General features: G+C 43.1%; 23 protein-coding genes. 7 read left to right on the plus strand and 16 right to left on the minus strand.

Going from position 1 to position 25,541, the window contains the following annotated elements:
* Positions 1-75: 75 nt before the first annotated feature.
* Genes hisD through hisIE form a run of 7 tightly spaced genes read left to right on the plus strand, consistent with a single transcriptional unit; the run spans position 76 to position 6,210 of the window.
* A complete protein-coding gene (gene hisD, locus NA330_RS14615) occupies positions 76-1,380 on the plus strand; it encodes a histidinol dehydrogenase (RefSeq protein ID WP_000009613.1) in 1,305 nt (434 codons plus the stop codon).
* On the plus strand, positions 1,377-2,456 hold the full coding sequence (hisC, locus tag NA330_RS14620; protein WP_000102710.1) for a histidinol-phosphate transaminase: 1,080 nt from the start codon (positions 1,377-1,379) through the stop codon (positions 2,454-2,456). The genes hisD and hisC overlap by 4 nt, the downstream gene beginning before the upstream one ends.
* Entirely contained in the window at positions 2,453-3,520 is a 1,068-nt protein-coding gene (hisB, locus tag NA330_RS14625; protein ID WP_000080050.1) for a bifunctional histidinol-phosphatase/imidazoleglycerol-phosphate dehydratase HisB, read from the plus strand. The genes hisC and hisB overlap by 4 nt, the downstream gene beginning before the upstream one ends.
* A complete protein-coding gene (gene hisH / locus NA330_RS14630; RefSeq protein WP_001103591.1) occupies positions 3,520-4,110 on the plus strand; it encodes an imidazole glycerol phosphate synthase subunit HisH in 591 nt (196 codons plus the stop codon). Before hisB ends, hisH begins: the two co-directional genes overlap by 1 nt.
* Positions 4,110-4,847, plus strand: a complete 738-nt coding sequence (gene hisA / locus NA330_RS14635; RefSeq protein WP_000586406.1) for a 1-(5-phosphoribosyl)-5-[(5-phosphoribosylamino)methylideneamino]imidazole-4-carboxamide isomerase — start codon at positions 4,110-4,112, stop codon at positions 4,845-4,847. The genes hisH and hisA overlap by 1 nt, the downstream gene beginning before the upstream one ends.
* Positions 4,829-5,605, plus strand: a complete 777-nt coding sequence (hisF, locus tag NA330_RS14640; RefSeq protein WP_000880125.1) for an imidazole glycerol phosphate synthase subunit HisF — start codon at positions 4,829-4,831, stop codon at positions 5,603-5,605. The genes hisA and hisF overlap by 19 nt, the downstream gene beginning before the upstream one ends.
* Positions 5,599-6,210, plus strand: coding sequence for a bifunctional phosphoribosyl-AMP cyclohydrolase/phosphoribosyl-ATP diphosphatase HisIE (gene hisIE, locus NA330_RS14645; RefSeq protein WP_017441797.1), 612 nt, complete (start codon positions 5,599-5,601; stop codon positions 6,208-6,210). The genes hisF and hisIE overlap by 7 nt, the downstream gene beginning before the upstream one ends.
* 80 nt (positions 6,211-6,290) lie before the next feature.
* On the opposite strand, the gene wzzB is transcribed toward hisIE, so the two are convergent.
* The 16 genes from wzzB to rfbG all read right to left on the minus strand — a co-directional run bounded on the left by wzzB (position 6,291) and on the right by rfbG (position 25,541).
* A complete protein-coding gene (gene wzzB / locus NA330_RS14650) occupies positions 6,291-7,274 on the minus strand; it encodes an LPS O-antigen chain length determinant protein WzzB (RefSeq protein WP_021000486.1) in 984 nt (327 codons plus the stop codon).
* A gap of 142 nt (positions 7,275-7,416) precedes the next feature.
* On the minus strand, positions 7,417-8,583 hold the full coding sequence (gene ugd, locus NA330_RS14655; RefSeq protein WP_000704829.1) for a UDP-glucose 6-dehydrogenase: 1,167 nt from the start codon (positions 8,581-8,583) through the stop codon (positions 7,417-7,419).
* A 236-nt stretch (positions 8,584-8,819) separates the two neighbouring features.
* Positions 8,820-10,226 carry an NADP-dependent phosphogluconate dehydrogenase gene (gndA, locus tag NA330_RS14660; protein WP_000043532.1) on the minus strand — a complete coding sequence of 469 codons (1,407 nt, stop codon included), beginning with the start codon at positions 10,224-10,226 and terminating at the stop codon, positions 8,820-8,822.
* 163 nt (positions 10,227-10,389) lie between these two features.
* Positions 10,390-11,820, minus strand: a complete 1,431-nt coding sequence (locus NA330_RS14665) for an undecaprenyl-phosphate galactose phosphotransferase (RefSeq protein ID WP_000373565.1) — start codon at positions 11,818-11,820, stop codon at positions 10,390-10,392.
* A gap of 78 nt (positions 11,821-11,898) precedes the next feature.
* Positions 11,899-13,335, minus strand: coding sequence for a phosphomannomutase (locus NA330_RS14670; RefSeq protein ID WP_000790547.1), 1,437 nt, complete (start codon positions 13,333-13,335; stop codon positions 11,899-11,901).
* Positions 13,336-13,342: 7 nt separating this feature from the next.
* On the minus strand, positions 13,343-14,764 hold the full coding sequence (locus tag NA330_RS14675) for a mannose-1-phosphate guanylyltransferase/mannose-6-phosphate isomerase (protein WP_001519056.1): 1,422 nt from the start codon (positions 14,762-14,764) through the stop codon (positions 13,343-13,345).
* Positions 14,765-14,778: 14 nt separating this feature from the next.
* On the minus strand, positions 14,779-15,936 hold the full coding sequence (locus tag NA330_RS14680) for a glycosyltransferase family 4 protein (RefSeq protein ID WP_023242365.1): 1,158 nt from the start codon (positions 15,934-15,936) through the stop codon (positions 14,779-14,781).
* Complete coding sequence (locus NA330_RS14685; protein ID WP_001060529.1) at positions 15,923-16,933, minus strand: glycosyltransferase family 4 protein; 1,011 nt, start codon at positions 16,931-16,933, stop codon at positions 15,923-15,925. Before NA330_RS14685 ends, NA330_RS14680 begins: the two co-directional genes overlap by 14 nt.
* A complete protein-coding gene (locus NA330_RS14690) occupies positions 16,933-18,132 on the minus strand; it encodes an O-antigen polymerase (protein ID WP_001529369.1) in 1,200 nt (399 codons plus the stop codon). The genes NA330_RS14685 and NA330_RS14690 overlap by 1 nt, the downstream gene beginning before the upstream one ends.
* 93 nt (positions 18,133-18,225) lie before the next feature.
* Positions 18,226-19,269: a glycosyltransferase family 2 protein gene (locus NA330_RS14695; protein ID WP_001100432.1), complete on the minus strand. Its 1,044-nt coding sequence runs from the start codon at positions 19,267-19,269 to the stop codon at positions 18,226-18,228.
* 1 nt (position 19,270) lies between these two features.
* Positions 19,271-19,885 carry an acyltransferase gene (locus NA330_RS14700; protein ID WP_001529348.1) on the minus strand — a complete coding sequence of 205 codons (615 nt, stop codon included), beginning with the start codon at positions 19,883-19,885 and terminating at the stop codon, positions 19,271-19,273.
* A 46-nt stretch (positions 19,886-19,931) separates the two neighbouring features.
* A complete protein-coding gene (locus NA330_RS14705; protein WP_023242364.1) occupies positions 19,932-20,894 on the minus strand; it encodes a glycosyltransferase family 2 protein in 963 nt (320 codons plus the stop codon).
* Entirely contained in the window at positions 20,887-22,227 is a 1,341-nt protein-coding gene (locus NA330_RS14710) for a hypothetical protein (RefSeq protein WP_001079813.1), read from the minus strand. The genes NA330_RS14705 and NA330_RS14710 overlap by 8 nt, the downstream gene beginning before the upstream one ends.
* The gene (gene rfbJ / locus NA330_RS14715) at positions 22,227-23,108 is read right to left on the minus strand and encodes a CDP-abequose synthase (RefSeq protein ID WP_000887842.1); all 882 of its coding nucleotides are present in this window, start codon (positions 23,106-23,108) and stop codon (positions 22,227-22,229) included. The genes NA330_RS14710 and rfbJ overlap by 1 nt, the downstream gene beginning before the upstream one ends.
* A gap of 13 nt (positions 23,109-23,121) precedes the next feature.
* A complete protein-coding gene (gene rfbH / locus NA330_RS14720; RefSeq protein WP_000126351.1) occupies positions 23,122-24,435 on the minus strand; it encodes a lipopolysaccharide biosynthesis protein RfbH in 1,314 nt (437 codons plus the stop codon).
* Between the two features lie 26 nt (positions 24,436-24,461).
* A complete protein-coding gene (gene rfbG / locus NA330_RS14725; protein WP_000565902.1) occupies positions 24,462-25,541 on the minus strand; it encodes a CDP-glucose 4,6-dehydratase in 1,080 nt (359 codons plus the stop codon).

Raw genomic sequence — 25,541 nt, forward strand, 5'->3', positions numbered from 1 at the left:
CAGGCCTACGTAATGCGTTGATATTTTGGGTTCTGTAGGCCGGATAAGGCGGAACCCTGTGATGGAGTAAAGACCATGAGCTTCAATACCCTGATTGACTGGAACAGCTGTAGCCCTGAACAGCAGCGTGCGCTACTGACGCGTCCGGCGATTTCCGCCTCTGACAGTATTACCCGAACGGTCAGCGATATTCTGGATAATGTAAAAACACGCGGTGACGATGCCCTGCGTGAATACAGCGCTAAATTTGATAAAACAGAAGTGACAGCGCTACGCATTACCCCTGAAGAGATCGCCGCCGCCGGCGCGCGTCTGAGCGACGAATTAAAACAGGCGATGGCCGCTGCCGTCAAAAATATTGAAACGTTCCATTCCGCGCAGACGCTACCGCCTGTAGATGTGGAAACCCAGCCAGGCGTGCGTTGCCAGCAGGTTACGCGTCCCGTCGCGTCTGTCGGTCTGTATATTCCCGGCGGCTCGGCTCCGCTCTTCTCAACGGTGCTGATGCTGGCGACGCCGGCGCGCATTGCGGGATGTCAGAACGTGGTTCTGTGCTCGCCGCCGCCCATCGCTGATGAAATCCTCTATGCGGCGCAACTGTGTGGCGTGCAGGAAATCTTTAACGTCGGCGGCGCGCAGGCGATTGCCGCTCTGGCCTTCGGCAGCGAGTCCGTACCGAAAGTGGATAAAATTTTTGGCCCCGGCAACGCCTTTGTAACCGAAGCCAAGCGTCAGGTCAGCCAGCGCCTCGACGGCGCGGCTATCGATATGCCTGCCGGGCCGTCTGAAGTGCTGGTGATCGCCGACAGCGGCGCAACACCGGATTTCGTCGCTTCTGACCTGCTCTCCCAGGCTGAGCACGGTCCGGATTCCCAGGTGATCCTGCTGACGCCTGATGCTGACATTGCCCGCAAGGTGGCGGAGGCGGTAGAACGTCAACTGGCGGAGCTGCCGCGCGCGGACACCGCCCGGCAGGCCCTGAGCGCCAGTCGTCTGATTGTGACCAAAGATTTAGCGCAGTGCGTCGCCATCTCTAATCAGTATGGGCCGGAACACTTAATCATCCAGACGCGCAATGCGCGCGATTTGGTGGATGCGATTACCAGCGCAGGCTCGGTATTTCTCGGCGACTGGTCGCCGGAATCCGCCGGTGATTACGCTTCCGGAACCAACCATGTTTTACCGACCTATGGCTATACTGCTACCTGTTCCAGCCTTGGGTTAGCGGATTTCCAGAAACGGATGACCGTTCAGGAACTGTCGAAAGCGGGCTTTTCCGCTCTGGCATCAACCATTGAAACATTGGCGGCGGCAGAACGTCTGACCGCCCATAAAAATGCCGTGACCCTGCGCGTAAACGCCCTCAAGGAGCAAGCATGAGCACTGAAAACACTCTCAGCGTCGCTGACTTAGCCCGTGAAAATGTCCGCAACCTGGTACCGTATCAGTCCGCCCGCCGTCTGGGCGGTAACGGCGATGTCTGGCTGAACGCGAATGAATTCCCGACAGCGGTGGAGTTTCAGCTCACCCAACAAACGCTTAACCGCTACCCGGAGTGCCAGCCAAAGGCCGTGATTGAAAACTACGCGCAATATGCTGGCGTAAAGCCGGAGCAGGTGCTGGTCAGCCGCGGCGCGGATGAAGGGATCGAACTGGTGATCCGCGCCTTCTGCGAACCGGGAAAAGACGCCATTCTCTACTGTCCGCCCACTTACGGTATGTACAGCGTCAGCGCCGAAACCATTGGCGTAGAGCGCCGGACGGTTCCCGCGCTTGAAAACTGGCAGCTGGATCTACAGGGGATTTCCGACAACCTTGACGGCGCAAAAGTGGTGTTCGTTTGTAGCCCCAATAATCCCACCGGGCAACTTATCAACCCGCAGGATCTGCGCACGCTGCTGGAGTTGACACGCGGTAAAGCGATAGTCGTCGCCGACGAAGCTTATATTGAGTTTTGCCCGCAGGCCACGCTGACAGGCTGGCTGGTTGAATATCCTCATCTGGTTATCCTGCGCACATTGTCGAAAGCTTTTGCGCTGGCGGGTCTGCGCTGCGGCTTTACGCTGGCTAATGAAGAGGTGATCAACCTGCTGTTAAAAGTGATCGCCCCTTATCCGCTTTCTACGCCAGTGGCGGATATCGCCGCCCAGGCGCTGAGCCCGCAGGGAATAAACGCAATGCGCGATCGCGTGGCGCAGACAGTGCAGGAACGTCAGTATCTGGTGAATGCCCTGCAACAGACCGCCTGCGTAGAACACGTCTTTGACTCTGAAACCAACTATATTCTGGCGCGGTTTACCGCCTCCAGCAGCGTGTTTAAATCCTTATGGGATCAGGGCATTATCTTACGCGATCAGAATAAACAACCTTCTTTAAGCGGCTGCCTGCGGATTACGGTCGGCACCCGCCAGGAAAACCAGCGCGTCATTGACGCCTTACGTGCGGAGCCAGTATGAGTCAGAAGTATCTTTTCATCGACCGGGACGGAACCTTAATTTCCGAACCACCGAGCGATTTTCAGGTAGACCGCTTTGATAAACTGGCCTTTGAGCCAGAGGTGATTCCCGTATTGCTGAAGCTGCAAAAAGCCGGTTTTAAGCTGGTGATGATCACTAACCAGGATGGACTTGGCACGCAAAGCTTCCCGCAGGCGGACTTCGACGGACCGCACAACCTGATGATGCAGATTTTCACCTCTCAGGGCGTACGCTTTGATGAGGTGCTGATCTGCCCTCACCTGCCCGCAGACGACTGCGACTGCCGCAAGCCCAAAGTGAAGCTGGTGGAGCGTTATCTTGCGGAACAAGCGATGGATAGCGCCAACAGCTATGTGATTGGCGATCGTGCGACCGATATCCAGCTCGCTGATAACATGGGCATTACTGGTTTACGCTATCACCGTGAAACGCTGAACTGGACGATGATTGGCGAACAGCTAACGAAACGCGATCGCTATGCGCATGTGGTCCGCAACACCAAAGAGACACAGATTGATGTCAGCGTCTGGCTGGATCGCGAAGGCAACAGCAAGATTAATACCGGCGTCGGCTTCTTTGACCATATGCTCGATCAAATCGCCACCCACGGCGGCTTTCGCATGGAGATTACCGTTAAGGGCGATCTCTATATCGACGATCACCACACGGTAGAAGATACCGGACTGGCGCTCGGTGAGGCATTAAAACTGGCACTCGGCGACAAGCGCGGTATCTGCCGTTTTGGCTTTGTACTGCCGATGGATGAATGTCTGGCGCGCTGCGCGCTGGATATTTCCGGTCGTCCGCATCTGGAATATAAAGCTGAATTTACCTACCAGCGTGTGGGCGATTTGAGCACAGAGATGATTGAACACTTTTTCCGCTCACTCTCTTACACGATGGGCGTCACTCTGCATCTCAAGACTAAGGGTAAGAACGATCACCACCGTGTCGAAAGTTTGTTTAAAGCCTTTGGTCGGACGCTACGCCAGGCTATTCGCGTGGAGGGCGATACATTACCGTCCTCGAAAGGAGTGCTGTGATGAACGTCGTCATCCTTGACACCGGCTGCGCCAATTTAAGCTCGGTAAAATCCGCCGTGGCGCGCCACGGTTACACCCCGGTGGTCAGCCGCGAAGCGGAAATCGTATTACGCGCTGACAAACTCTTTCTGCCCGGAGTCGGTACGGCGCAGGCCGCTATGGATCAACTGCGCGAACGTGAACTGATCGACTTAATTAAAGCGTGTACTCAGCCGGTACTGGGTATCTGCTTAGGGATGCAACTGCTGGGTCGTCGCAGCGAAGAGACGCGCGGCGTGGATCTGCTGAACATTATCGAACAAGACGTGCCGAAAATGACCGACTTTGGTCTGCCGCTGCCGCACATGGGCTGGAATCGCGTGTATCCGCAGGCGGGCAACCGGCTGTTTCAGGGCATTGAAGATGGCGCCTATTTTTACTTTGTTCACAGCTACGCGATGCCGGTCAACCCGTGGACTATCGCCCAGTGCAATTACGGCGAGCCGTTTACCGCGGCGGTACAGAAAGATAATTTCTTCGGCGTACAGTTCCATCCGGAACGTTCGGGCGCGGCGGGCGCACAGTTGCTGAAAAACTTCCTGGAGATGTAATGATTATTCCGGCATTAGATTTAATTGACGGCACCGTGGTGCGTCTCCACCAGGGTGACTACGCCCGGCAGCGGGATTACGGTAACGATCCCCTGCCCCGTTTGCAGGATTACGCCGCCCAGGGCGCCGGGGTGCTGCATCTGGTAGATCTGACCGGCGCTAAAGATCCGGCTAAGCGACAGATACCGCTGATTAAAACCCTGGTCGCGGGCGTGAACGTGCCTGTTCAGGTCGGCGGCGGCGTGCGTACCGAAGAAGACGTTGCGGCATTACTGAAAGCTGGCGTTGCCCGTGTGGTCATCGGTTCAACGGCGGTGAAATCCCCTGACGTGGTGAAAGGCTGGTTTGAACGTTTTGGCGCGCAGGCGCTGGTGTTGGCGCTGGACGTTCGCATAGACGAACACGGCAACAAGCAGGTGGCGGTTAGCGGCTGGCAGGAAAATTCCGGTGTCTCGCTGGAACAACTGGTGGAGACCTATCTCCCCGTCGGCCTGAAACATGTACTGTGTACCGATATTTCTCGCGACGGCACGCTGGCGGGCTCTAACGTTTCGCTGTACGAAGAGGTATGCGCCAGATATCCGCAGATCGCCTTTCAGTCCTCCGGCGGTATTGGCGATATCGATGATATTGCCGCCCTGCGCGGCACCGGCGTGCGCGGGGTGATTGTCGGGCGCGCGCTGTTAGAAGGGAAATTTACCGTTAAGGAGGCCATCCAATGCTGGCAAAACGTATAATTCCGTGTCTGGATGTTCGTGATGGTCAGGTGGTAAAAGGCGTACAGTTTCGCAACCATGAGATCATTGGCGATATCGTTCCGCTGGCCAAACGCTATGCCGACGAAGGCGCGGACGAACTGGTGTTCTATGACATTACCGCCTCCAGCGATGGCCGCGTAGTCGATAAAAGCTGGGTGGCGCGCGTTGCCGAGGTGATCGACATTCCGTTTTGTGTAGCGGGCGGTATCCGGTCAATTGACGACGCCGCCAAAATTCTTTCTTTCGGGGCGGATAAGATCTCTATCAACTCCCCGGCGCTGGCTGACCCAACGCTGATTACCCGTCTGGCTGACCGTTTTGGCGTACAGTGCATTGTCGTCGGGATTGATACCTGGTTTGACGACGCCACGGGGAAATATCATGTTAACCAGTATACCGGCGATGAAAACCGTACCCGCGTGACGCAGTGGGAGACGCTGGATTGGGTGCAAGAGGTACAACAGCGCGGCGCGGGGGAAATCGTCCTGAATATGATGAACCAGGACGGTGTGCGTAACGGTTACGATCTGACGCAGTTGAAAAAAGTCCGTGACGTTTGCCGCGTGCCGCTGATCGCCTCCGGCGGCGCGGGCACAATGGAACACTTTCTTGAGGCATTCCGTGATGCCGATGTCGACGGCGCGCTTGCCGCCTCCGTTTTTCACAAGCAAATCATCAATATTGGCGAATTAAAAGCGTACCTGGCAGGCCAGGGCGTGGAGATCAGGATATGTTAACAGAGCAACAACGCCGCGAGCTGGACTGGGAAAAAACCGATGGCCTGATGCCAGCCATCGTGCAACATGCGGTATCCGGCGAAGTATTGATGCTGGGCTATATGAACCCACAAGCGCTGGACAAAACCATTGAATCCGGCCATGTCACGTTCTTCTCACGCACGAAACAGCGTTTATGGACCAAAGGCGAAACCTCAGGCCATGTGCTGAATGTCGTCAGCATTGCGGCAGATTGCGACAACGATACACTGCTGGTGCTGGCAAACCCTGTCGGGCCGACCTGCCACAAAGGTACCAGCAGTTGCTTTGGCGACGCCAGCCATCAGTGGTTATTCCTGTATCAACTGGAGCAGCTACTGGCAGAGCGCAAAACCGCCGATCCGGCCAGCTCTTACACGGCGAAACTGTACGCCAGCGGTACCAAACGTATTGCGCAAAAAGTTGGCGAAGAAGGTGTGGAAACCGCGCTGGCGGCCACCGTCAATGATCGTTTTGAATTAACCAATGAAGCGTCTGATTTGATGTATCACCTGCTGGTGCTGTTGCAGGATCAGGATCTCAACCTCACCACCGTGATCGACAATCTTCGTAAGCGTCATCAATAAGCGTAAAAAAACCGGGCAATGCCCGGTTTTTTAATGAGAAATTTTACCTGTCGTAGCCGACCACCATCCGGCAAAGAAGCTTACAAGGCTTTTGGCTTATAGCTACGTAGCGCATTGCGTCCCAGCACAATCCCGGCACCGATCATCCCACCCAGCAATACAGCCAGCACAAGGGTAATGGCTTTTTTCGGGCTATCGCGACGGACCGGCAGCGTCGGCTTCATCACATAACGATAGACGTGCACCGTATCGGCAGTCACTTTCAGATTTTTAATGTCCAGCAGTGTCTGCTTCGTCTGGAAATAGGCCGGAGAAAAGACCAGTGGACGCGTCGCTTCGTTCTGTATCATCGATTTTAGCGCATCGCTCCCCAACAGGAACATCGTGTCCTGGGTAACATCCTGGGTTTGCTGAATCTGCGGCTGCGTGATTTTGGCCTCATCCGCATAGCGCAACGCTTCTTCGATTTGCTTAATACGCAGATCTTTTTGCTCCTGCGCCACAACTTCCTGCGTCTCAAGGGACTCCTGCAACGTTTTGGTTTGCAGCGTGATGTTATCTTTCAGGTCAACTTCCAGTTCCTTAGCGACCTCTTCATCCACCTGTTGGATATATTCCGCCAGCCGACGCTGCGCCCCTTCAGCGGTAGTACTCACATAAGAAACCGAGAGTGGCAGCGCCTGCCCCTTTACCGACTGTTCAATGGTGAGCTTTTCCCGCTCTTTCTGATTATCCAGCGCTTCCGATAATGCGGAAAACGCAGAGCTAAAGCGGCTTATAAAATTCGCCTGCACTTCAGAGATTTTGGGGGCATTGCCGCCATACAAGACGTTGAGCGCATTGGTATAGGTGGCAACCTGCGCGGCATCAGGTTGGGTAATAATCGCCGTGGATGTCCATTTTTCTTTGGCTATCATCAGGTAGCCTACGGCCAGCAAAATGGCGATAATAACGGCTACAATAATGGTCATCTTCCCACGCCATAACTGTAGCAATAACTCAATCAAATCAATCTGTTCCGGATCGTTCCCACGCCCGGAAGACGTATTACTATCCACTGTCATAGATACCCTAACTAAAAAAAGGATGAAGCTGGAGACAGTGTAGTCATAAAGCAAATATATGCCATAGGATTAATGATAAAAATCAGACATTATTTCCATTTGGTCAATAAATCATCGGGACTCATCAGCCCCGATTGCCTTATTAATCACTACCGAAAAGATCGCGGGTATACACTTTTTCAGCAACATCCAAAAGCTCTGCCGCCATCCTGTTGGAAATAATGACATCCGCCTGCTGTTTAAAGCAGTGCAAATCACGTTCAAGACGTGAGTTAAAGAAAGTATCTTCTTCCATTACCGGCTCATAGATGATGACCTCTACGCCTTTCGCTTTAATGCGCTTCATAATCCCCTGAATCGATGAGGCGCGGAAGTTATCGGAGCCACTCTTCATAATCAGGCGATAAATGCCCACCACTTTAGGCTTTCTGGCGAGGATAGCGTCGGCAATAAAATCTTTACGCGTACGGTTTGCTTCAACGATAGCGGAGATAATATTATTAGGCACCGACTGATAATTGGCCAGCAACTGTTTGGTATCTTTTGGCAAACAATATCCGCCATAACCAAAAGAGGGATTATTATAATGATTGCCAATACGCGGGTCGAGGCACACCCCTTCAATAATTTGTCGGGTATTTAATCCTAACGTTTCAGCATAGCTGTCTAATTCATTAAAATAAGCGACTCGCATAGCGAGATAAGTATTGGCGAAAAGTTTAATAGCTTCCGCCTCAGTGGAGTCCGTAAACAGCGTTGGAATCTCCTGTTTAATAGCGCCTTCCTGGAGTAATGCGGCAAATTCTCTGGCGCGCTCAGACTGTTCCCCAATCACGATACGGGAGGGATAAAGGTTATCGTAAAGGGCTTTACCTTCACGTAAAAACTCCGGAGAGAAAATGATATTTTCTGTCGCAAACTTCTGACGCATTGCCGTCGTGAAGCCAACCGGCACCGTAGACTTAATAATCATCACGGCTGCGGGGTTGATGCTGATCACATCCTGAATGACCGATTCCACACTGGACGTATTAAAATAGTTGGTTTTGGGATCGTAATCCGTAGGCGTAGCAATAATGACGTAATCTGCATTCTGGTACGCATCAAACTTATCCAGCGTTGCCCTGAATCTGATGTTATCTTCCTTTAAAAATTGCTGAATTTCTTTATCAACAATCGGAGATATCCGATCATTTAACAGTTCAACACGGGAAGGAACAATGTCTAACGCCACCACATCATGATGTTGTGCAATAAGCAAACCATTAGACAAGCCAACATAACCCGTCCCGGATATCGTGATTTTCATTATTCGCTCTCAGAATTAACTTAATTATGAATCATGATGTATTTCGCATCCTGATAAGATATTAAAGTTTTAACGCCTGAGTATATAAAGTGCAACGCAGACGAAAACAATTCAGATTATCTTCATTACGATAAACACAGATTATTAAGTTAATATTAAGCAAAAGCGATAAATCAATAAGAATAGAGATAAAAAAAAGCCCGGTATTAAACCGGGCTTAAACATTTTTGCAGAAATTACTCCAACCATTCGGTATGGAAAATGCCTTCTTTATCAGTACGTTTATAGGTGTGCGCACCAAAGTAGTCACGCTGCGCCTGAATTAAGTTAGCTGGCAGTACTGCGGCGCGATAGCTGTCATAGTAGGCCACTGCCGCAGAGAATGTCGGCACCGGAATGCCGTTCTGCACCGCGTAAGCCACAACATCACGCAACGCCTGCTGGTACTCATCAGCAATTTTCTTGAAGTAAGGCGCTAACAGCAAATTGGCAATACCAGCGTTTTCTGCGTAAGCATCGGTGATTTTCTGCAGGAACTGAGCGCGAATGATACAACCCGCACGGAAAATCTTAGCAATCTCGCCGTAGTTGAGATCCCAGTGATATTCATCAGACGCGGCGCGTAACTGCGAGAAGCCCTGCGCATAGGAGACGATCTTGCCAAGATACAGCGCGCGACGCACTTTCTCGATAAATTCCGCTTTGTCGCCCGCCGGCTGCGCTTTCGGGCCGGAGAGCACTTTAGATGCGGCAACACGTTGCGCTTTCAGCGAAGAGATGTAACGCGCAAAGACAGATTCGGTAATCAGCGACAGCGGTTCGCCCAGATCCAGCGCGCTCTGGCTGGTCCATTTACCGGTCCCTTTGTTGGCGGCTTCATCAAGAATGACATCCACCAGGTAGTTTCCGTCTTCATCTTTTTTAGTGAAGATGTCTTTAGTGATGTCGATCAGATAACTGCTCAGCTCGCCGTTATTCCACTCGGTAAAAGTGTTCGCCAACTCTTCATTGCTGAGGTTCAGGCCGCCTTTCAGCAGGGAGTAAGCTTCAGCGATAAGCTGCATATCGCCATATTCAATACCATTGTGGACCATCTTGACGTAGTGACCAGCACCATCGGCGCCGATATAGGTCACGCACGGTTCGCCATCTTCCGCCACAGCAGCAATCTTCGTCAGGATCGGCGCCACCAGTTCATAGGCATCTTTCTGACCGCCAGGCATGATAGATGGCCCTTTCAGCGCGCCCTCTTCACCACCGGAAACACCGGTACCGATAAAGTTAAAACCTTCCGCAGACAGCTCGCGATTGCGACGGATTGTGTCCTGGAAGAAGGTGTTACCGCCATCAATAATGATATCGCCTTTTTCCAGATACGGTTTCAGCGAATCGATAGCTGCATCAGTACCTGCGCCCGCTTTCACCATTAACAGGATACGACGAGGCGTTTCGAGGGATTCAACAAACTCTTTCACCGTGTAATAAGGCACCAGCTTTTTGCCGGGATTCTCGGCAATCACTTCTTCGGTCTTTTCACGGGAGCGGTTGAAAACGGAGACGGTATAACCACGGCTTTCGATGTTGAGCGCGAGGTTGCGCCCCATCACTGCCATACCGACGACGCCGATCTGTTGCTTGGACATTACATACTCCTGTCAGGTGTGGAAACCCTGCCACAAACGGTCATGGCAGGTTAAAGGTGAATAGTATGTTAACTCAAAGGTATGATATTAAGGTAGCGATTGATGCGTTCAGATTTTACGCAGGCTATTTTATACAATTATTATTCAGTACTTCTCGGTAAGCTTAATACGCACCATCTCGCCGCAAAACAACTTTCGCTGTTTTAAACAGAATGGCAATATCATTCCAAAGCGTCCAGTTTTTAACATACCAGGAATCAAAATAAACACGAGTGTCATAATCAACATCATTACGCCCACTCACTTGCCATAGACCTGTCATGCCCGGCTTTGCCATCAAATAATAATCAACATCATCACAATAACGCTCCAGTTCATCCGAAACGATAGGTCGTGGTCCAACCAGGCTCATATCACCTTTTAGTACATTAAAAAGTTGTGGCAACTCATCAAGGCTAGTTTTACGTATAAATCGACCTACAGCTGTGATTCGAGGATCATTTTTCAGTTTAAAATCTTTTTCCCATTCAGCTCTGGCAATAGGATCGTTAGCCAAAAGTTCTTTTAGTACCTCTTGAGAATTCATAACCATAGAACGAAATTTGTAGCATGGAAAAAGTTTTCCATGCCGGCCTACTCGCTGGTGACCATAAATAGCCGGACCACCATCTCGAGTAACTTTATACCACAGATAAATCATAAGTGGTGATGCAATTATAAGAATCATTATTGAACAAACAATATCAAATGTCCGTTTGAGAAAACGGGACGACCTTTTAGCCAAGTTATTTTGTATCCTTAATAACATAACTTCATGGCTAAAGATAAAAGACATATCTGTATTATATAACGGCAATCCTCTAAACGAGGGGACGACAGTAACAGAACGACAATGATGTTTTGAAAGTTCACGTAGCCAAAAATGTGTTTTCTCCAACTCGGTGTATTCATAAGCAAGGATATAATGGACATCACCTGTACGATTTAAATCCCAAATAGTCTCAGTATCCTTTATCACCGGCAACATATTTATTTCAGCATCTGACGCATCCGTATCAAAAAAAGCGATAACATCAAACCCCATCATCTCCTCACTTTGCAGCGCAGAATATGCACCACGAGCATTCTGTCCGCTCCCCAGGATGATAGTTTTTTTCTTCCAGATACCTAGCTTGTTCAATAAATGCTTTGTAAGTGCGCGAAAAAAAGGCACCAGGATTATGGCAAAAGTCCAACAAAACACCCAGACATAGCGTGAAAACTGCCATTTTGTAAAAGCAATTAAAGCCAAATCAAACACAGCAAAAATAACGATAGTACGAATAACCTCTTTCAACTCATACCAGAATGGCTTTCGATATGTATAGTGACGCAGCCGAACCCAAAACCATCCAACGCATACTATAGATAGAATAAAATGTGATATAAATCGATTATCCAATTGCTCTTGTGGTACAAATCGCTGAACTTCATCAAAGATTAAATATACAACACCTAGCGATGCCCATAAGGCTACATTAAAAAACAATAAATCTGATATAGCCAATAATATTTTGCATAAATTTGGGTTATACTTATTATCAAAACGATCCATTTAATCCTCACCCTCAACCTGGGTACCAGATAACCAGACAAAGTATTACTGGAAAGAAACGCTCTATATCAACAGCCATTAAGCTCTACCCAGTTTGCTTTTGATATTAGAGAGAACAGTTTCAACAATATTACATGCATCCTCTTGCGAGTCAGCCTCCGCATAGCAACGCAACTCAGGGGCATTGCCTGAAGGTCGTAAATGAATAATATTATTGTTATCGATAGTGATTCTAAAGCCATCAGTAACATCAGAATGTAATATATGATGTTTATTAAAACCAATATACTGCAAAAAATCCTCTTGATCTGTCAAACCAAGATTTATTAGAGACATACTTGTTTTAACACTTATATCCTGTAATCTGTTTGAATAGGTATAGCGAGCAGGAAGTTTTTTAACAAGCTCACTAATACTTTTGTCCTTGCTACCAAACAGAAGCATAATGGCAGGTAATAAAGCATCACGTGTTGGTAATGCCTTAAGTAAACGCTGATTAATATAAACATCGCTACCTAGCAGAAAGCCACCATTCGCTTCAAAACCAGCTATACAATTATAGTTTGCAGATAATTTAGCAAATGCTGCAATCACATAGGGTGAACCAATCTTTGTTCGTTCCACATGTTTAAAAAAGTTACCAGATGAGATTGTACTGTTGCAGCTTACAGGAATAGCGACTGCATCAGCAGCTAATTCGAGAGAGCACAGAAGGCCTAATATATCTCCTCTTAACCAATTTCCATATTCGTCAGCTATCAGAGGGCGATCTCCATCACCATCAGTTGAAAATATAGCATCTAACTGATATTTTTTTGCCCATGTGATTGCTTTATTTCTATCATCTTCACTTACAGCTTCAGTATCAATAGGAACAAATTCGTCGCTCCTTGCTAAACTAACAACTGTAGCACCCAACATTTTGAATAACGTCTTATAGAGATCACGACCCGCACTAGAATGCTCATAAATTCCAATGCGCTTATTTTTTAAGAATGGCATTGGAAATAATGAGGTATATCGTAGAATATAATTTCTAGCAGCGATTGTGGAAATTGTCAATTGTTCAAGCTTAGGCTTCATAAATGAGGCTTCAACATGAATAATAGCATTCTCATCATCTTTAGTAATTTCACCATCTGGCCTATAAAATTTCAGGCCATTACGGTCAAAAGGGATATGACTGCCAGTAACCATGATTGCAGGTACTTTATCGGAAATTGATTGATGAGCTAAAGCAGGTGTTGGAATTACGCCATAGTAAACGGTTTTAATTCCTTTTTCTTGCAAAGCAGCAGCACAAGCTTGAGCCATCGCGTAACTGCTTGGACGATTATCAATTGCGAGCGCAACCGTTGTAAATGAGAATCTTTGCTGCATTACTGTCAAAAAGGAAATGGTAAATGCTGCGCAAACTTCGGGTGTAAAATCGGTAACAAGGCCGCGGGCACCACTGGTTCCAAAATTAATTCCAGATTTGTTGATAACATCGTAAGTATTATATATATTTTTCATCAATTCATTACTCCAGATATCCAGAATGTTTCTCCAGGCGAATAATATCATCCTCCGCAAGATAGGTGCCAGATTGAATTTCTATTAGTTCTAATGGAATAGTCGCGGGGTTTTTTAACGTATGAACTGTATTAGCAGGTATAAATGTTGATTCATTCTCCGAAATTGTAAAAATTTCTTCCCCCTTAGTAATACAAGCAGTACCAGATACCACTATCCAATGCTCAGCACGATGGAGATGCATCTGAGCAGCAAACTTCGCGCCTGGTTTAACAGTTATTCTTTTAACTAAATAATTATCGCCACTATGAATTACGCTAAATTTTCCCCACGGTCGGAAAACCTCTAAATGTTTTTTATGTTCGTTTCTATTATTAGCTTTTAAATAATCAACAACTTTTTTAACATCCTGGACTGAATCTTTATCAGATACTAATAAGGCATCTGCTGTCTGCACGATAACTAAATTATTTACTCCGATTGTACTAATAAACGATTTTTCAGAATAGATATAATTATCTTTACTATTATATGCAAAAATATCGCCATGTAATACATTACGTTGTGGATCTTTCTTAGAAATATCCCACAGTGAAGACCATGACCCCACATCTGACCAGCCGGCATTCATCGGTACGACAACTGCATGCCTAGTATGTTCCATTACCGCATAATCGATAGAATCACTAGGGCACATTGCGAATGCTTCTTTATCAATACGGATAAAATCAAGATCAGGATTAATACTCCCTACCGCATTTTCACATGCTTGGTAAATATCGGGGGACAGATCCTTTAATTCTTGTAAGTAACTACTTGCACGAAAAAGGAACATACCGCTGTTCCAATAATATTTCTCTGAATCTACATAATGACGCGCTGTATCGAAATCAGGCTTCTCTACAAATTCGGCTACAGAAAAAGCATCTTCCCCGATTGCTTCACCTCTACAAATATAACCGTAGCCAGTTTCGGCCTGTGTGGGTACAATACCAAACGTTACTAGCTTACCTTGTGTTGCAAAAAATTCAGCGTGATTGATAGCTTTAAGAAACACTTTCTCATCGCGGATGACATGATCCGCAGCAAGGACAAGCAAAAGCGGGTCTTCATCGACGACATTCTGAAGTGAACAAAAAGCGGCCAGCGCTATAGCTGGGGCTGTATTACGCCCCACTGGCTCTAATATGATGTTATTTGCTAGTTTATTTATAGCTCGAAGTTGTTCAGCGACAAGGAAGCGGTGACTATCATTACAAATGACTAAAGGTTCTCCAGCCAAAAGAGGAGTCAATCTTTTAATGGTGTTTTGCAGCATAGATAATTCACCATCTACGCTTAAAAACTGTTTCGGATGCTCTTCACGTGAAAGTGGCCACAAACGGCTACCAATCCCACCGGCCATTATTACTGGTATTAATTTAGACATTCAATAAACCATAATTAACGTTTAATAATCTGTTCTGTTTTGAAAAGATTCCACTTTTCATTAACAAAGTTCTTAAATTCTTGTTCAAATCTTGATCGAGAAAATTTTTCTGCATTTTTTCTACAAGCCTGAGATGTAAAAAATGATGCATTTTTTTCAAATTCACTAACAGCTTCATGCAAAGAAGCAATATTCTGTTCCTTGAAGAAAATGCCAGTCGGTTCCTCTACACCTAGTGGGCGAACGGTTTCTAAGGCCCCCCCCTTCCCAAAGGCAATAACAGGGGTACCGCAAGCTTGAGCTTCGACAGGTATTATTCCAAAGTCCTCTTCCGCTGCAAAAACAAACGCCCTGGCGCTCTGCATATACTCTTTTAAAACAGGAAAAGATTGATAACCGAGCAATTTTATATTGTCTGTAGCCTTGCTCTTTATTTTTTTCATCTCCGGTCCATCACCAATAACTACTAATTTCTTTTCCGGCATTTTACTAAAGGCTTCGACAATAAGATCAATACGTTTGTAGGGTACCATACGGGATGCTGTGAAATAATAGTCTTGCTTTTCATTTTTTACTTCAAAATTATCCACATCTACAGGCGGATATATAACTGAAGCCTCACGTCTGTATACTTTTTTAATTCTACGCGCGATATATTGAGAATTAGCTATAAAATGATCAACCCCATTTGCGGTTCGAGAATCCCAAATTCGTATTTTGTGAAGAAGCCATTTTGCTAACCAACCTTTAATTCCTTTATTCAGGTTAGACTCATTAAGGTACTGATGCTGTAAATCCCACGCATATCGAATAGGAGAATGAACATAGCTAATGTGAAGCTGATCTGGTCCGGAAATAACACCTTTTGCAACGGAATGGGCGCTACTAATGATGATATTAGCATCTGATAAATCAAGTTGTTCAATAGCCAGTGGCATTAGTGGTAAATATTTCTGGTAAAATTTTTTAGCTTTAGGTAAATTTTGAATAAATGTGGTAGTCGCATATTTCCCCAGAAAATGTCTTCTTTGTTCATCCGTTAGAAAATCAACCACCGAATATAACTTCGCTTCAGGAAAAATATGCAGGATGGCAGATGATACCTGTTCGGAGCCTGCATAACTTAATAACCACTCATGAACGAGAGATATTTTTATTTCATTTATTTCCATCACATGCCTCTGTCAGTACCATTTCAATCTCACTAACCACGTTTTGCCAATTGAACCTCTTTGCCCGCAAAAGCCCCTTTTGGATTAAATGCTTACGAAGTTCAGAATCATTAATTAACCTCGAAATTCCTTTAGTAATAGCATCTTCCGAAAGAGGGTCGACAAGAATCGCTGCATCTCCAGCCACCTCTGGCAATGATGAAGTTAGAGAAGTTAATACAGGAATACCACAGGCCATGCTCTCCACTACAGGTAATCCAAAACCTTCATATAAAGAAGGGAAAACTAATCCTAACGAGCCCTTATATAACGATGGTAAATCTTTTTCAGACACGAACCCAAAGAACTTTACACGTTCACTTAAACCATGTTGTATTATTAGTTTTTCTAAATCATTACAAGGATTACCAGTAAAAACGAGTTTTATTGCTGGATCAATATCTGCTTTGGCAAAGGCAGATATAACACACTTCTCATTCTTATGAGTTTTTCTGTTTCCTACACATAGCAAATATTTATAGCCTAAATTCAATGGTTTTACATCGGCATTAAATAGACTAGATACCCCATTATATACCGTGACTATTTTATTAGGGTTTACACCTGACCATGCTACTATTCTTTCTTTTGAAAAATTCGAAACTGTGAATATTTTATATGCTTTTCTACAACCGCGCTTTATTATAAAATTATAAAATAACCTCTTAAAAAGAGAGGAATTATCATTTAAATCCAGATGATTTAGATCATGTATTGTTATTATGAACTTTTTCGAACAAAAAAGTGGTGGGATATAGCCAGGAAGAAAAACCACATCAGTTTTCTTTCGCAGAAAAATATTGACTGCTAAACCTAATGGGGCCAGCGGAGAAGCACATTTTCTATATAGTTCCTCCTTAGATATATCACATAGTAGTTTAGAAATTTCATCAGTAAAACGTCCAATACCCCCTTTATTAGACCAACTAATATCCATCAAAACCTTTTTATTATTCATTATCGCGTGCACCGTCTATTTGTTAATTTTAAAAATGGAATCAAAGCTAAAACTGTCCAATAATATATAGAAAAAGTTGATGACGAAGGTGCTGAACTTAACGCTGCACTTATAAAATATATACTTCCAAAGAGAAAATATAATCTATAGTGCATATTGCTACAATGACTGCCATATATTCTATTTAGTAAAGTTGAAGAATAAAATTGACTTGCTAGATAAATAATATTTATGATTAAGCCAATAATACCAGTCTCAAGGGCGATCCAGAAAAAATAATTATCCGTATTTAACCTATTATCTTTTACCGAAAGCATGTTTCCTGAACCTTGAGTACCCAGACCTATACCTGATGGATGTTCTGACAGGAAGTTTAATGAATTAATTGCCATATCTATCCGTCCCTGTGTAGATCCACGCGATGCCTGAGACGAATCTGTAAACCTGCCGATCAAAATTTCTGTATAGTTGTCAAAAATATTAGTAGAAATTGCTAAAACGGGTATAATTATTACAAATAAAGTTATTCCACAAAGAAGCATCTTCCGATTTGAAATTATATAAAGTGCGTAAATAAGCGCAGCAACAAGTATTGCTCCTCTAGTAAGACTCATGCAGATCGCTATAAATAGCACAAAACTAATAATAAGCATCAATAATCTTTTATATCCTTGGGAAAAACACTCCATACATAACAAAACACCTAATGTGAGCATATATCCAAAATTGAGAGCATCACTAAAACCGCCTGTAGCCCGGACCATCCCATCATAGCTATTAATTAAGTTTAATTGTTCTCCTGCATAATGCTCATCATATCCGAGCAATTTAATGAACTCTCCATTCATTAGTACATCAATAATAGATATTGTCGCAACTATAAACATTAGAAAAATTATGTAGCAAACTATTTTTTCAATATTTAAGGATTGCGGGTATGATACTTTTAAAATCACTAATGCTATGAAAACTGCCGGGAATAAAATATAACTCCGCCCCCCCATAATTGCTTGAATTTTATCCGGTGAGAATATAGTTAACGCTATTACCCATAGTATTACCGCCGACCATGAAAAAATAGTAAAAATCAACGGAAAATAAGTTTTTTTCCTATCAATGACAAATCGAACTAGCACTAACGCCACAAAAAATACATTGAGTACATCCCTTAGGATTGCTCCTGGTGGAAATGGCAGCATACCCACCATCCACGAACTAATATATGGAGAAAATAAGTTAACGCCTAATATCGCAGCAAGAAGTATATTCATAACATTTTTTGAAAGTGGAGGTTAAATACCAAGACGCGGAGTACCGCCTTTTTTGCTACGAATGTATTTAATTAAAGCATCATAGCCCCTCCGTTTTAGTACATACCCTAAAAAGGCATGCACATAGAAAAGCTTTTCATTTGAAAATCCCATTTCCCGAAATTTATTTATCATTTTAATATAAGTATAAAGAGGCAAGTCGAGTTGATCTCGAATATAAGGATAAAAATAGTTCGCTAAGTCTTTTCTAATTCCAGCATAAACGCCATCAATTTTTGTTGTATCTTCTATATATTTTGCAATTAGCAACAAGCCTTCAACCATATGTATACGGCCCTCTGGTTTATACCCCCCCGGGGTGAAAACTCCTTTTTCAGTTCCAGCGTTACCAAAGTCAGGAGCCTCTGTATCCCTCGACAATGTCATCACGTCGCTAAAATAGTATCCCTGACCTTCAGCCATTAGCATACCAGCAAGGTACATTTGATAATATAAACGCCCATCAAATAAATCACTCGATAGTTTTTTTGCTTTTTCAGCATTGACAATAAAGCCTGAAATAACTCCAACTCTACGGAAGAAAAATTTAATGGCATCAGCCCCCGGCTGAAATAAAGTATCGTCTGTTAAATGACGAACAGTATCACATAACTCATTCGGATTTTCCTTAAACCAACCATACGCTCGCGTAGCCAATACAATTTCAGGATTAGCCTTCAAAACTTTCACTATTTTTGATAACGCTCCATCTGCTAATAGATCATCGTTGCCCATGATCATGCAATATTTACCTGTCGTCAAACTAATGCATTTTTTTAAATTCTTATCATAGCCTAAATTATCTTCATTGAAATTAACATGAAGATTATGTTTATTATTTTTTGCTTTATAGTTTTCGATAATAGAGTTTATCTCATCTCTTTGTGGAGATTTATCTTCACAAACAATGACCTCAAAATCATTATTGTTTAAACAATAATCTTGATTATATATGCTATCCAGTAGTGGCTCTAAAAACTCAGCTCTATTATAAGACGGTATACAAATACTGATAAAAACATTCATTTTAAAATACCTTTATTACTTTAGCAGGAACCCCACCAATTAAACATGGCTTATCGACTTTTAAATCCTTGACGACTGAATTAGCTGCGATTACACAGCCATCACAAATTTCACTACCAGCCAGAATTACTGCATTATCTCCAATCCAGCAGCAATTACCTATTTTAATAGGAGCAATATCACCTAATGGCTTATTTGCTGGCGGTTCTATTTTCGGACTGCATACTTTATAACTGCCATGGCTATGATCGCCTATATAAACTTTGCTACCAATTAATATATCGTTTTCTAAAATTAAACATGATACGCAAGAAATATGAACATTATCACTTAAACATATACGATCACCTATGTACAAATAAGGTTCAAATTTTTCATCACCATAATTATATACAGCTTCAATCCAGCAGTTATCACCAACCCGCATACTACCCCATTTGGAAGAGGTGTTATTTTTTGCAGAGTAAGGTTTGACATTCAATTTAAAATTCTTCCCAACCATTTTAAAATCATATCCGCTAAGCAGAACAAAAAACTTCGCTTTTAATTTCCGCCTAACTTTACTCAATAATGATATGATAAGATTTAATTTTAATCTTAAAATATAGACAAGCATTAGATAGTCCTATAAGTCGTTTTCAGCAAACCACCTTGAATAATTTTTATTTATGCATTAAAACCGTCTTTATAATATATTTTATTTTTCTAACTAAAGGCACAGTTTTAGGGTATAGATAGAAAAACCTAAGCCCATATTTATATATAATTAAATCTATAAATGCACTATCGCAATCTCTTAAATAATTATTTGTAGCAAAATTTTTGGTTTTATCTTCATCGCCTATGAAGTTAAGTAAGAATAAACATGCTGATGCGCGAACTCTCTTACTTACACGGTGCTCTCTGGGATAAAAAACATCAAAGATTGTCGCAAGATTATTAGAAAAAACCTTATATAAATGATATCCACCTGAATTATCTGGCTCAGCCTCAATTATATTATTATGGATAACTGCGAACTCTCCACCCTGTTTAAGTAATGGCAATTGCCATGTTAAATGCATAAGATATTTTCCAGTAGTTTGCGGACTGAAAATACCAACGGCTTTGACAATTGCATCAGTTTTCTTACATATCATTCCAGAAATAAACGTGAACATAACTTTCACGTCTGAAATAAAATCTACATCATTTGTGTAGAATGACGTCCTAACATCAGCATTATAATTTAACTCAGTCTTTGCTGCTGAGTTTACATACACCATATCTAATGCAGGCCGGGACTTTAATATCGAAAAAACCTTCGAAATACCATTTTTGACTATTAGATCATCATCGCCAATCATCCAAAGATATTTTCCATTTGATAACTCAAAACATTTCTGGAAGTTACCATCCATTCCTAAGTTTTCTTCATTTAGATGATAAGTACTATTTCTTATTTTATCTAAGCCACTCTTGGCTATTCTTGCTGTTTCATCTGTTGAAGCATTATCACAAACAATAACCTCGAGTTCATCATGACAATAGTTCTCCTGTTGAATTATACTATCAAGTAAACGAGCCAAACATGAAGAGCGGTTATATGTCGGAATAGCAATAGTAAGAAGAGGTTTTTTACTCATAAGAACTCTTGAATTTTTTAAAGATTATATAAGTTTGAGGAACAAAATATAACCACGTTAGTGCTGCATACATTAACATGTAGAACCTCGAGTACTCTAAATATGCAACAAACAACATTGTAGTTATAGTCAAGAGAGCCATTATACATGATGCCAATGTCATTTTTTCAGTTTTATGCGCTCTTATATAGGTTGCAAAGCAAGCTACAATGTGATTACCAATAATTGCTAAAGATAAAAAGAAAAAATCCTGCAATCCCAAAAACCGCTCGCCAATGTTTGAACCAGATAATTTCAATAACCATAATGAAATGTATACACCAGTTAACCCTGTCAAGACAAAAAAGGATGATTGCATTACTGCACTTTTGAACGATTTACTCAGTTCCGCAAGTTGTTTGTTGGAAACCATTACTCCCCATTTTGGATATTTAGTGGATATCCAAGCCAGGCCCGTAGCCATTACCATATTGCATAATGTTAAAGACATCCCTAACTGCCCTGCATATATAGCCCCGAAATATTTGAATGCAATGGGGGTCATAACAAAATAAATAAAATACCCTGACATCCAACTTAGAGCAATTCGCCATTGCATAGGAAATATTTCATTAACCCATGAAATACCACCTTCAGTATATTTATTTTTATACCTTAAAGATTGCAGGAAAATTTTTTTAAAATACTTATATGAAAATATGGAGAAGATGATAGTCCCTGAAATAGCTATTGCAGACGTAGCATATAGTCCAAAGCCACTAATAAGTAAGCTTACTGCCAATATACCAGCTAACAGCGACTGATACATTCTCATTTTATTCACATCAGTAATTAACCCACTCCCTTCAGCGACAGAAAGTACAGAAACAAGAAAAATATTAAAAGCTGTAACTATTGTTAATAATAACCATGCCCCTTGCCAAGGTACACCTAAGCCTTCTTTTTGCGTAAAAAAAACATACCCGATGGGACCGACTATTAATATTATTAGCAAAGCTATTACTGCATACCATTTTATTGCCAACCGAAATAACGATAGGTAACGTTGCTTATTTTTACTTTCACCTATAATATCTCGTTCAGAATAATCATATTTTAACGCTGACATTTCGTGGCTAGCGAATTGAATGATTACCGTTGATAGCCCCAATTCAAATATTATCTGTAGTGCCACTACTGAATTAAATGTATAATAATAGCCCTGTGCGTCTTTAGATAAATGGTGTGATATTAACATTATTAACAGCAAACCCGTTAATACAGATATTATCTTACCAAAAATAACATAACGAATTGCTTTATCTACACCTAACATTCTAATAATACGATTCATTAATCTTTCATACTCAACATTTTTTTCACACCCTTCTCAATAGAAAACTCGGCACTCCAACCTAATTGAGTCAAGAAAGAGGTATTTGCATGTGATTCCATAATCTCATCATCACGCATCGCAACTGCACCATAATTTATCTTACTACTACTATGCGTTTCTTTTTTTATTATCTCAAACACTTCTTTTAGCTCTATCGATTTTCCAGTCCCCACCTCGACATCATAGTGTCCAGCGTTAAAACCCTCCTTTAAAATTTTCAAATAGGCCGAAACAACATCGTCTATATAAATAAAATCTCTTTTCTGCCTGGCGATCGTACAATCAATATCTTCATTGTTTTTCATTTTTTTGATAATATAGGGGATTATTTTACCTGCTTTATCCCTCTCACCGTAAACATGTTCTAAACGTAAATTTATAAAACAAACGTCTGGATGTTCCTCTACGTATATTTTTGATAGTTCTACAAAATGTCTTTTAGATGCCATGTAAGAACGCATATATCCATAGTGCTTCTCATATTTCCCAAAAAAAGAGTCAGTAGAAATAAAGAATTTAGTTTTAAGCGCTGGCATTAACTCAAGCAGTCTTGTTGGTAATAGGACATTACATTTATATTGTTCAGATATAGGGGTTCTGTTTCGACCATAGTCTGTTGCAATATGGACAATCGCATGAATATTCATAGATGATTGACATATTTTTTCTATATCTTGTATATTCAACCATTCAATCAAGGTATTGATAATCGTTGGCTCGGTTATAGGACGCTTTAATGCAATAATACTATAACCTTCCTTTATGAGACTATGTAGTAGATGGGTACCTACAAAGCTAGTAGCGCCAGTCATTAGGATTTTCTTATTCACATCAAGCATCCTATTCTAAAAATTAGAAATTTAAACCAAAAAATTCTTCAAACTTACTTACGACATAATCTAAATGCTCTGTAGTCAAGCCTGGATAAATACCAATCCAGAACGTTTGATTCATTATACGGTCGGTATTTGTCAACTCACCCACTACACGATATTTCACATTAGCAAAATACGGTTGGCGAATCAGATTTCCAGCAAACAGTAAACGTGTACCGATTTTTGCTTCATCAAGGAATTTCACCAGTTCGACACGGTTAACACCGCTAGTTTCTTTCAGGGTGATAGGGAAGCCAAACCAGGATGGGTCTGATTTCTCTGTTGCTTCTGGTAATTCGAGGAATTCAGTGCAAGATTGCAAACCCTGTTTCAAATAGGAAAAGTTAGCTTTACGCTGCTCTACAAACTCTTCCACGCGTTCTAACTGAGCCAGACCACATGCTGCCTGCATGTCCGTGATTTTGAGATTATATCCGAGGTGGGAATAAGTATATTTGTGATCATAGCCTTGAGGAAGTGACCCCAATTGCTGACCAAAACGTTTACCGCAGGTGTTATCGCATCCTGGCGCACAATAACAATCCCGGCCCCAGTCACGGAACGACTCAATAATTTTCTTCAGTTCACCTGACCTGGTGAATACAGCACCACCTTCACCCATTGTGATATGGTGAGCCGGATAAAAACTAACGGTTCCGATGTCACCAAAGGTACCTACCATCTGGCCTTCATAAGTCGTCCCAAGGGCATCACAGCAGTCTTCAATCAACCATAAGTTATATTTATCGGCAATCCGACGAACTTCACTCAGGTTAAATGCATTACCGAGTGTATGAGCGATCATTATCGCTTTTGATTTCTCAGTAACTGCAGCTTCAATGAGAGAGGCATCGATATTATATGTCGGGATATCAACATCCACGAATACCGGTATTAAACCATTCTGGATCGCCGGGTTTACTGTAGTCGGGAAGCCAGCAGCGACAGTAATAACCTCATCACCAGGTTTGAGAGCACGCTCGCCTAATTTTGGGGAAGTCAGCGCAGTCAGTGCCAGCAAGTTTGCCGAAGAGCCAGATGTAGTCGTTAAAACATGAGGAACCCCAATAAATTCCCCAAGTTTTTTCTCAAAGGCATCATTGAAACGACCAGTAGTTAGCCATCCATCAAGAGACGCCTCAACCATCAATTGTAACTCTTTGGCACCAATAACCTTCCCGGAAGGAGGCACAACGCTTGTACCTGCAACAAAAGGTTTCGGGCTCAATGCCTCATTCGCATACTGAGCGACAAGCTGAGAAATTTGCTCACGCAGGTTATTTGCTGTCATTACTTTGATTCCTTAAACTTATTTTCTTAACGAGTAGTTGCAGACATATAGTCGCTGATTTCACGCTTTGAACAAATCAACATATCTTCGCCGCGAATCCATGCTTTATGCCATTTTACGATGCGACCAAGTGTTTCAGTCAATCCCCAACGCGGATGCCATCCTAATTGCATATTTGCTTTAGAGCAATCCAGTTTCAGATAATGTGCCTCATGAGGATGATTCTCACCATCCAGTAACCAGCTTGCATCATCACCCCAAAGCGTGACCATCTTGTCAACAATAAATTCGACCGTCTTCGCATCTTCATCACGCGGGCCGAAATTCCATCCTTCAGAAAACTTAGCACCTTCTGTATATAAGCGTTGCGCCACCACAATGTAACCAGAAAGAGGCTCCAGTACATGCTGCCATGGACGGATAGAATATGGGTTTCGAATAATAACCTGCTGGTTATTTTCAAATGAGCGCAGAATATCGGGAATTAAACGGTCTTTAGCCCAATCGCCTCCGCCTATGACATTACCAGCCCTCACAGACGCCAAACCAACGCCATGTTGCTCATAATTTGCAGGATTGAAGAATGAGTTCCGGAATGCAGACGCGACTAATTCTGCACAACCTTTACTATTAGAGTATGGATCGTACCCTCCCATGGGTTCGTTCTCACGATAGCCCCACACCCACTCACGATTGTCGTAGCACTTATCACTGGTGATATTTACGACTGCCTTTATGTTACCTACTTGCTTAACTGCTTCAAGCAAATGGACAGTACCCATAACATTTGTTGAGTATGTTTCGATTGGCTGTTCATAAGATAGGCGCACTAAAGGCTGGGCTGCCATATGGAAAACAATTTCTGGCTTAAATTCTGCAATAGAATTGCGCAGCTTTTCAAAATCACGAATATCGCCAATATGAGATTCCATAAGATCATTAAGATGCACTATCTCAAATAAACTTGGAACAGTTGGCGCATCAAGTGCATAGCCTTTTACAATTGCACCCATTTCAGTCAGCCATAGCGAAAGCCAGCTTCCTTTAAAGCCAGTATGGCCGGTAACGAATACACGTTTACCTTGCCAAAAATTTTTATCAATCAT

The sequence above is a fragment of the Salmonella sp. NW722 genome, from assembly GCF_051702785.1.
GTDB classification, from domain to species: Bacteria; Pseudomonadota; Gammaproteobacteria; order Enterobacterales; family Enterobacteriaceae; genus Salmonella; species Salmonella enterica.

Coding starts and splice junctions, on each gene's coding strand:
- rfbJ (WP_000887842.1), bottom strand. CDS start 23,108: ATGCTTGATGTGAATAAGAAAATCCTAATGACTGGCGCTACTAGCTTT.
- NA330_RS14670 (WP_000790547.1), bottom strand. CDS start 13,335: ATGAAAAATATATATAATACTTACGATGTTATCAACAAATCTGGAATT.
- hisA (WP_000586406.1), top strand. CDS start 4,110: ATGATTATTCCGGCATTAGATTTAATTGACGGCACCGTGGTGCGTCTC.
- ugd (WP_000704829.1), bottom strand. CDS start 8,583: ATGAAAATCACGATATCCGGGACGGGTTATGTTGGCTTGTCTAATGGT.
- hisH (WP_001103591.1), top strand. CDS start 3,520: ATGAACGTCGTCATCCTTGACACCGGCTGCGCCAATTTAAGCTCGGTA.
- NA330_RS14690 (WP_001529369.1), bottom strand. CDS start 18,132: ATGCTGCCATTTCCACCAGGAGCAATCCTAAGGGATGTACTCAATGTA.
- NA330_RS14680 (WP_023242365.1), bottom strand. CDS start 15,936: ATGGAAATAAATGAAATAAAAATATCTCTCGTTCATGAGTGGTTATTA.
- NA330_RS14665 (WP_000373565.1), bottom strand. CDS start 11,820: ATGGATCGTTTTGATAATAAGTATAACCCAAATTTATGCAAAATATTA.
- hisF (WP_000880125.1), top strand. CDS start 4,829: ATGCTGGCAAAACGTATAATTCCGTGTCTGGATGTTCGTGATGGTCAG.
- hisC (WP_000102710.1), top strand. CDS start 1,377: ATGAGCACTGAAAACACTCTCAGCGTCGCTGACTTAGCCCGTGAAAAT.
- NA330_RS14710 (WP_001079813.1), bottom strand. CDS start 22,227: ATGAATCGTATTATTAGAATGTTAGGTGTAGATAAAGCAATTCGTTAT.
- hisB (WP_000080050.1), top strand. CDS start 2,453: ATGAGTCAGAAGTATCTTTTCATCGACCGGGACGGAACCTTAATTTCC.
- NA330_RS14685 (WP_001060529.1), bottom strand. CDS start 16,933: ATGAATAATAAAAAGGTTTTGATGGATATTAGTTGGTCTAATAAAGGG.
- wzzB (WP_021000486.1), bottom strand. CDS start 7,274: ATGACAGTGGATAGTAATACGTCTTCCGGGCGTGGGAACGATCCGGAA.
- hisD (WP_000009613.1), top strand. CDS start 76: ATGAGCTTCAATACCCTGATTGACTGGAACAGCTGTAGCCCTGAACAG.
- NA330_RS14705 (WP_023242364.1), bottom strand. CDS start 20,894: ATGAGTAAAAAACCTCTTCTTACTATTGCTATTCCGACATATAACCGC.
- rfbH (WP_000126351.1), bottom strand. CDS start 24,435: ATGACAGCAAATAACCTGCGTGAGCAAATTTCTCAGCTTGTCGCTCAG.
- NA330_RS14695 (WP_001100432.1), bottom strand. CDS start 19,269: ATGAATGTTTTTATCAGTATTTGTATACCGTCTTATAATAGAGCTGAG.
- NA330_RS14700 (WP_001529348.1), bottom strand. CDS start 19,885: ATGCTTGTCTATATTTTAAGATTAAAATTAAATCTTATCATATCATTA.
- gndA (WP_000043532.1), bottom strand. CDS start 10,226: ATGTCCAAGCAACAGATCGGCGTCGTCGGTATGGCAGTGATGGGGCGC.
- NA330_RS14675 (WP_001519056.1), bottom strand. CDS start 14,764: ATGTCTAAATTAATACCAGTAATAATGGCCGGTGGGATTGGTAGCCGT.
- rfbG (WP_000565902.1), bottom strand. CDS start 25,541: ATGATTGATAAAAATTTTTGGCAAGGTAAACGTGTATTCGTTACCGGC.
- hisIE (WP_017441797.1), top strand. CDS start 5,599: ATGTTAACAGAGCAACAACGCCGCGAGCTGGACTGGGAAAAAACCGAT.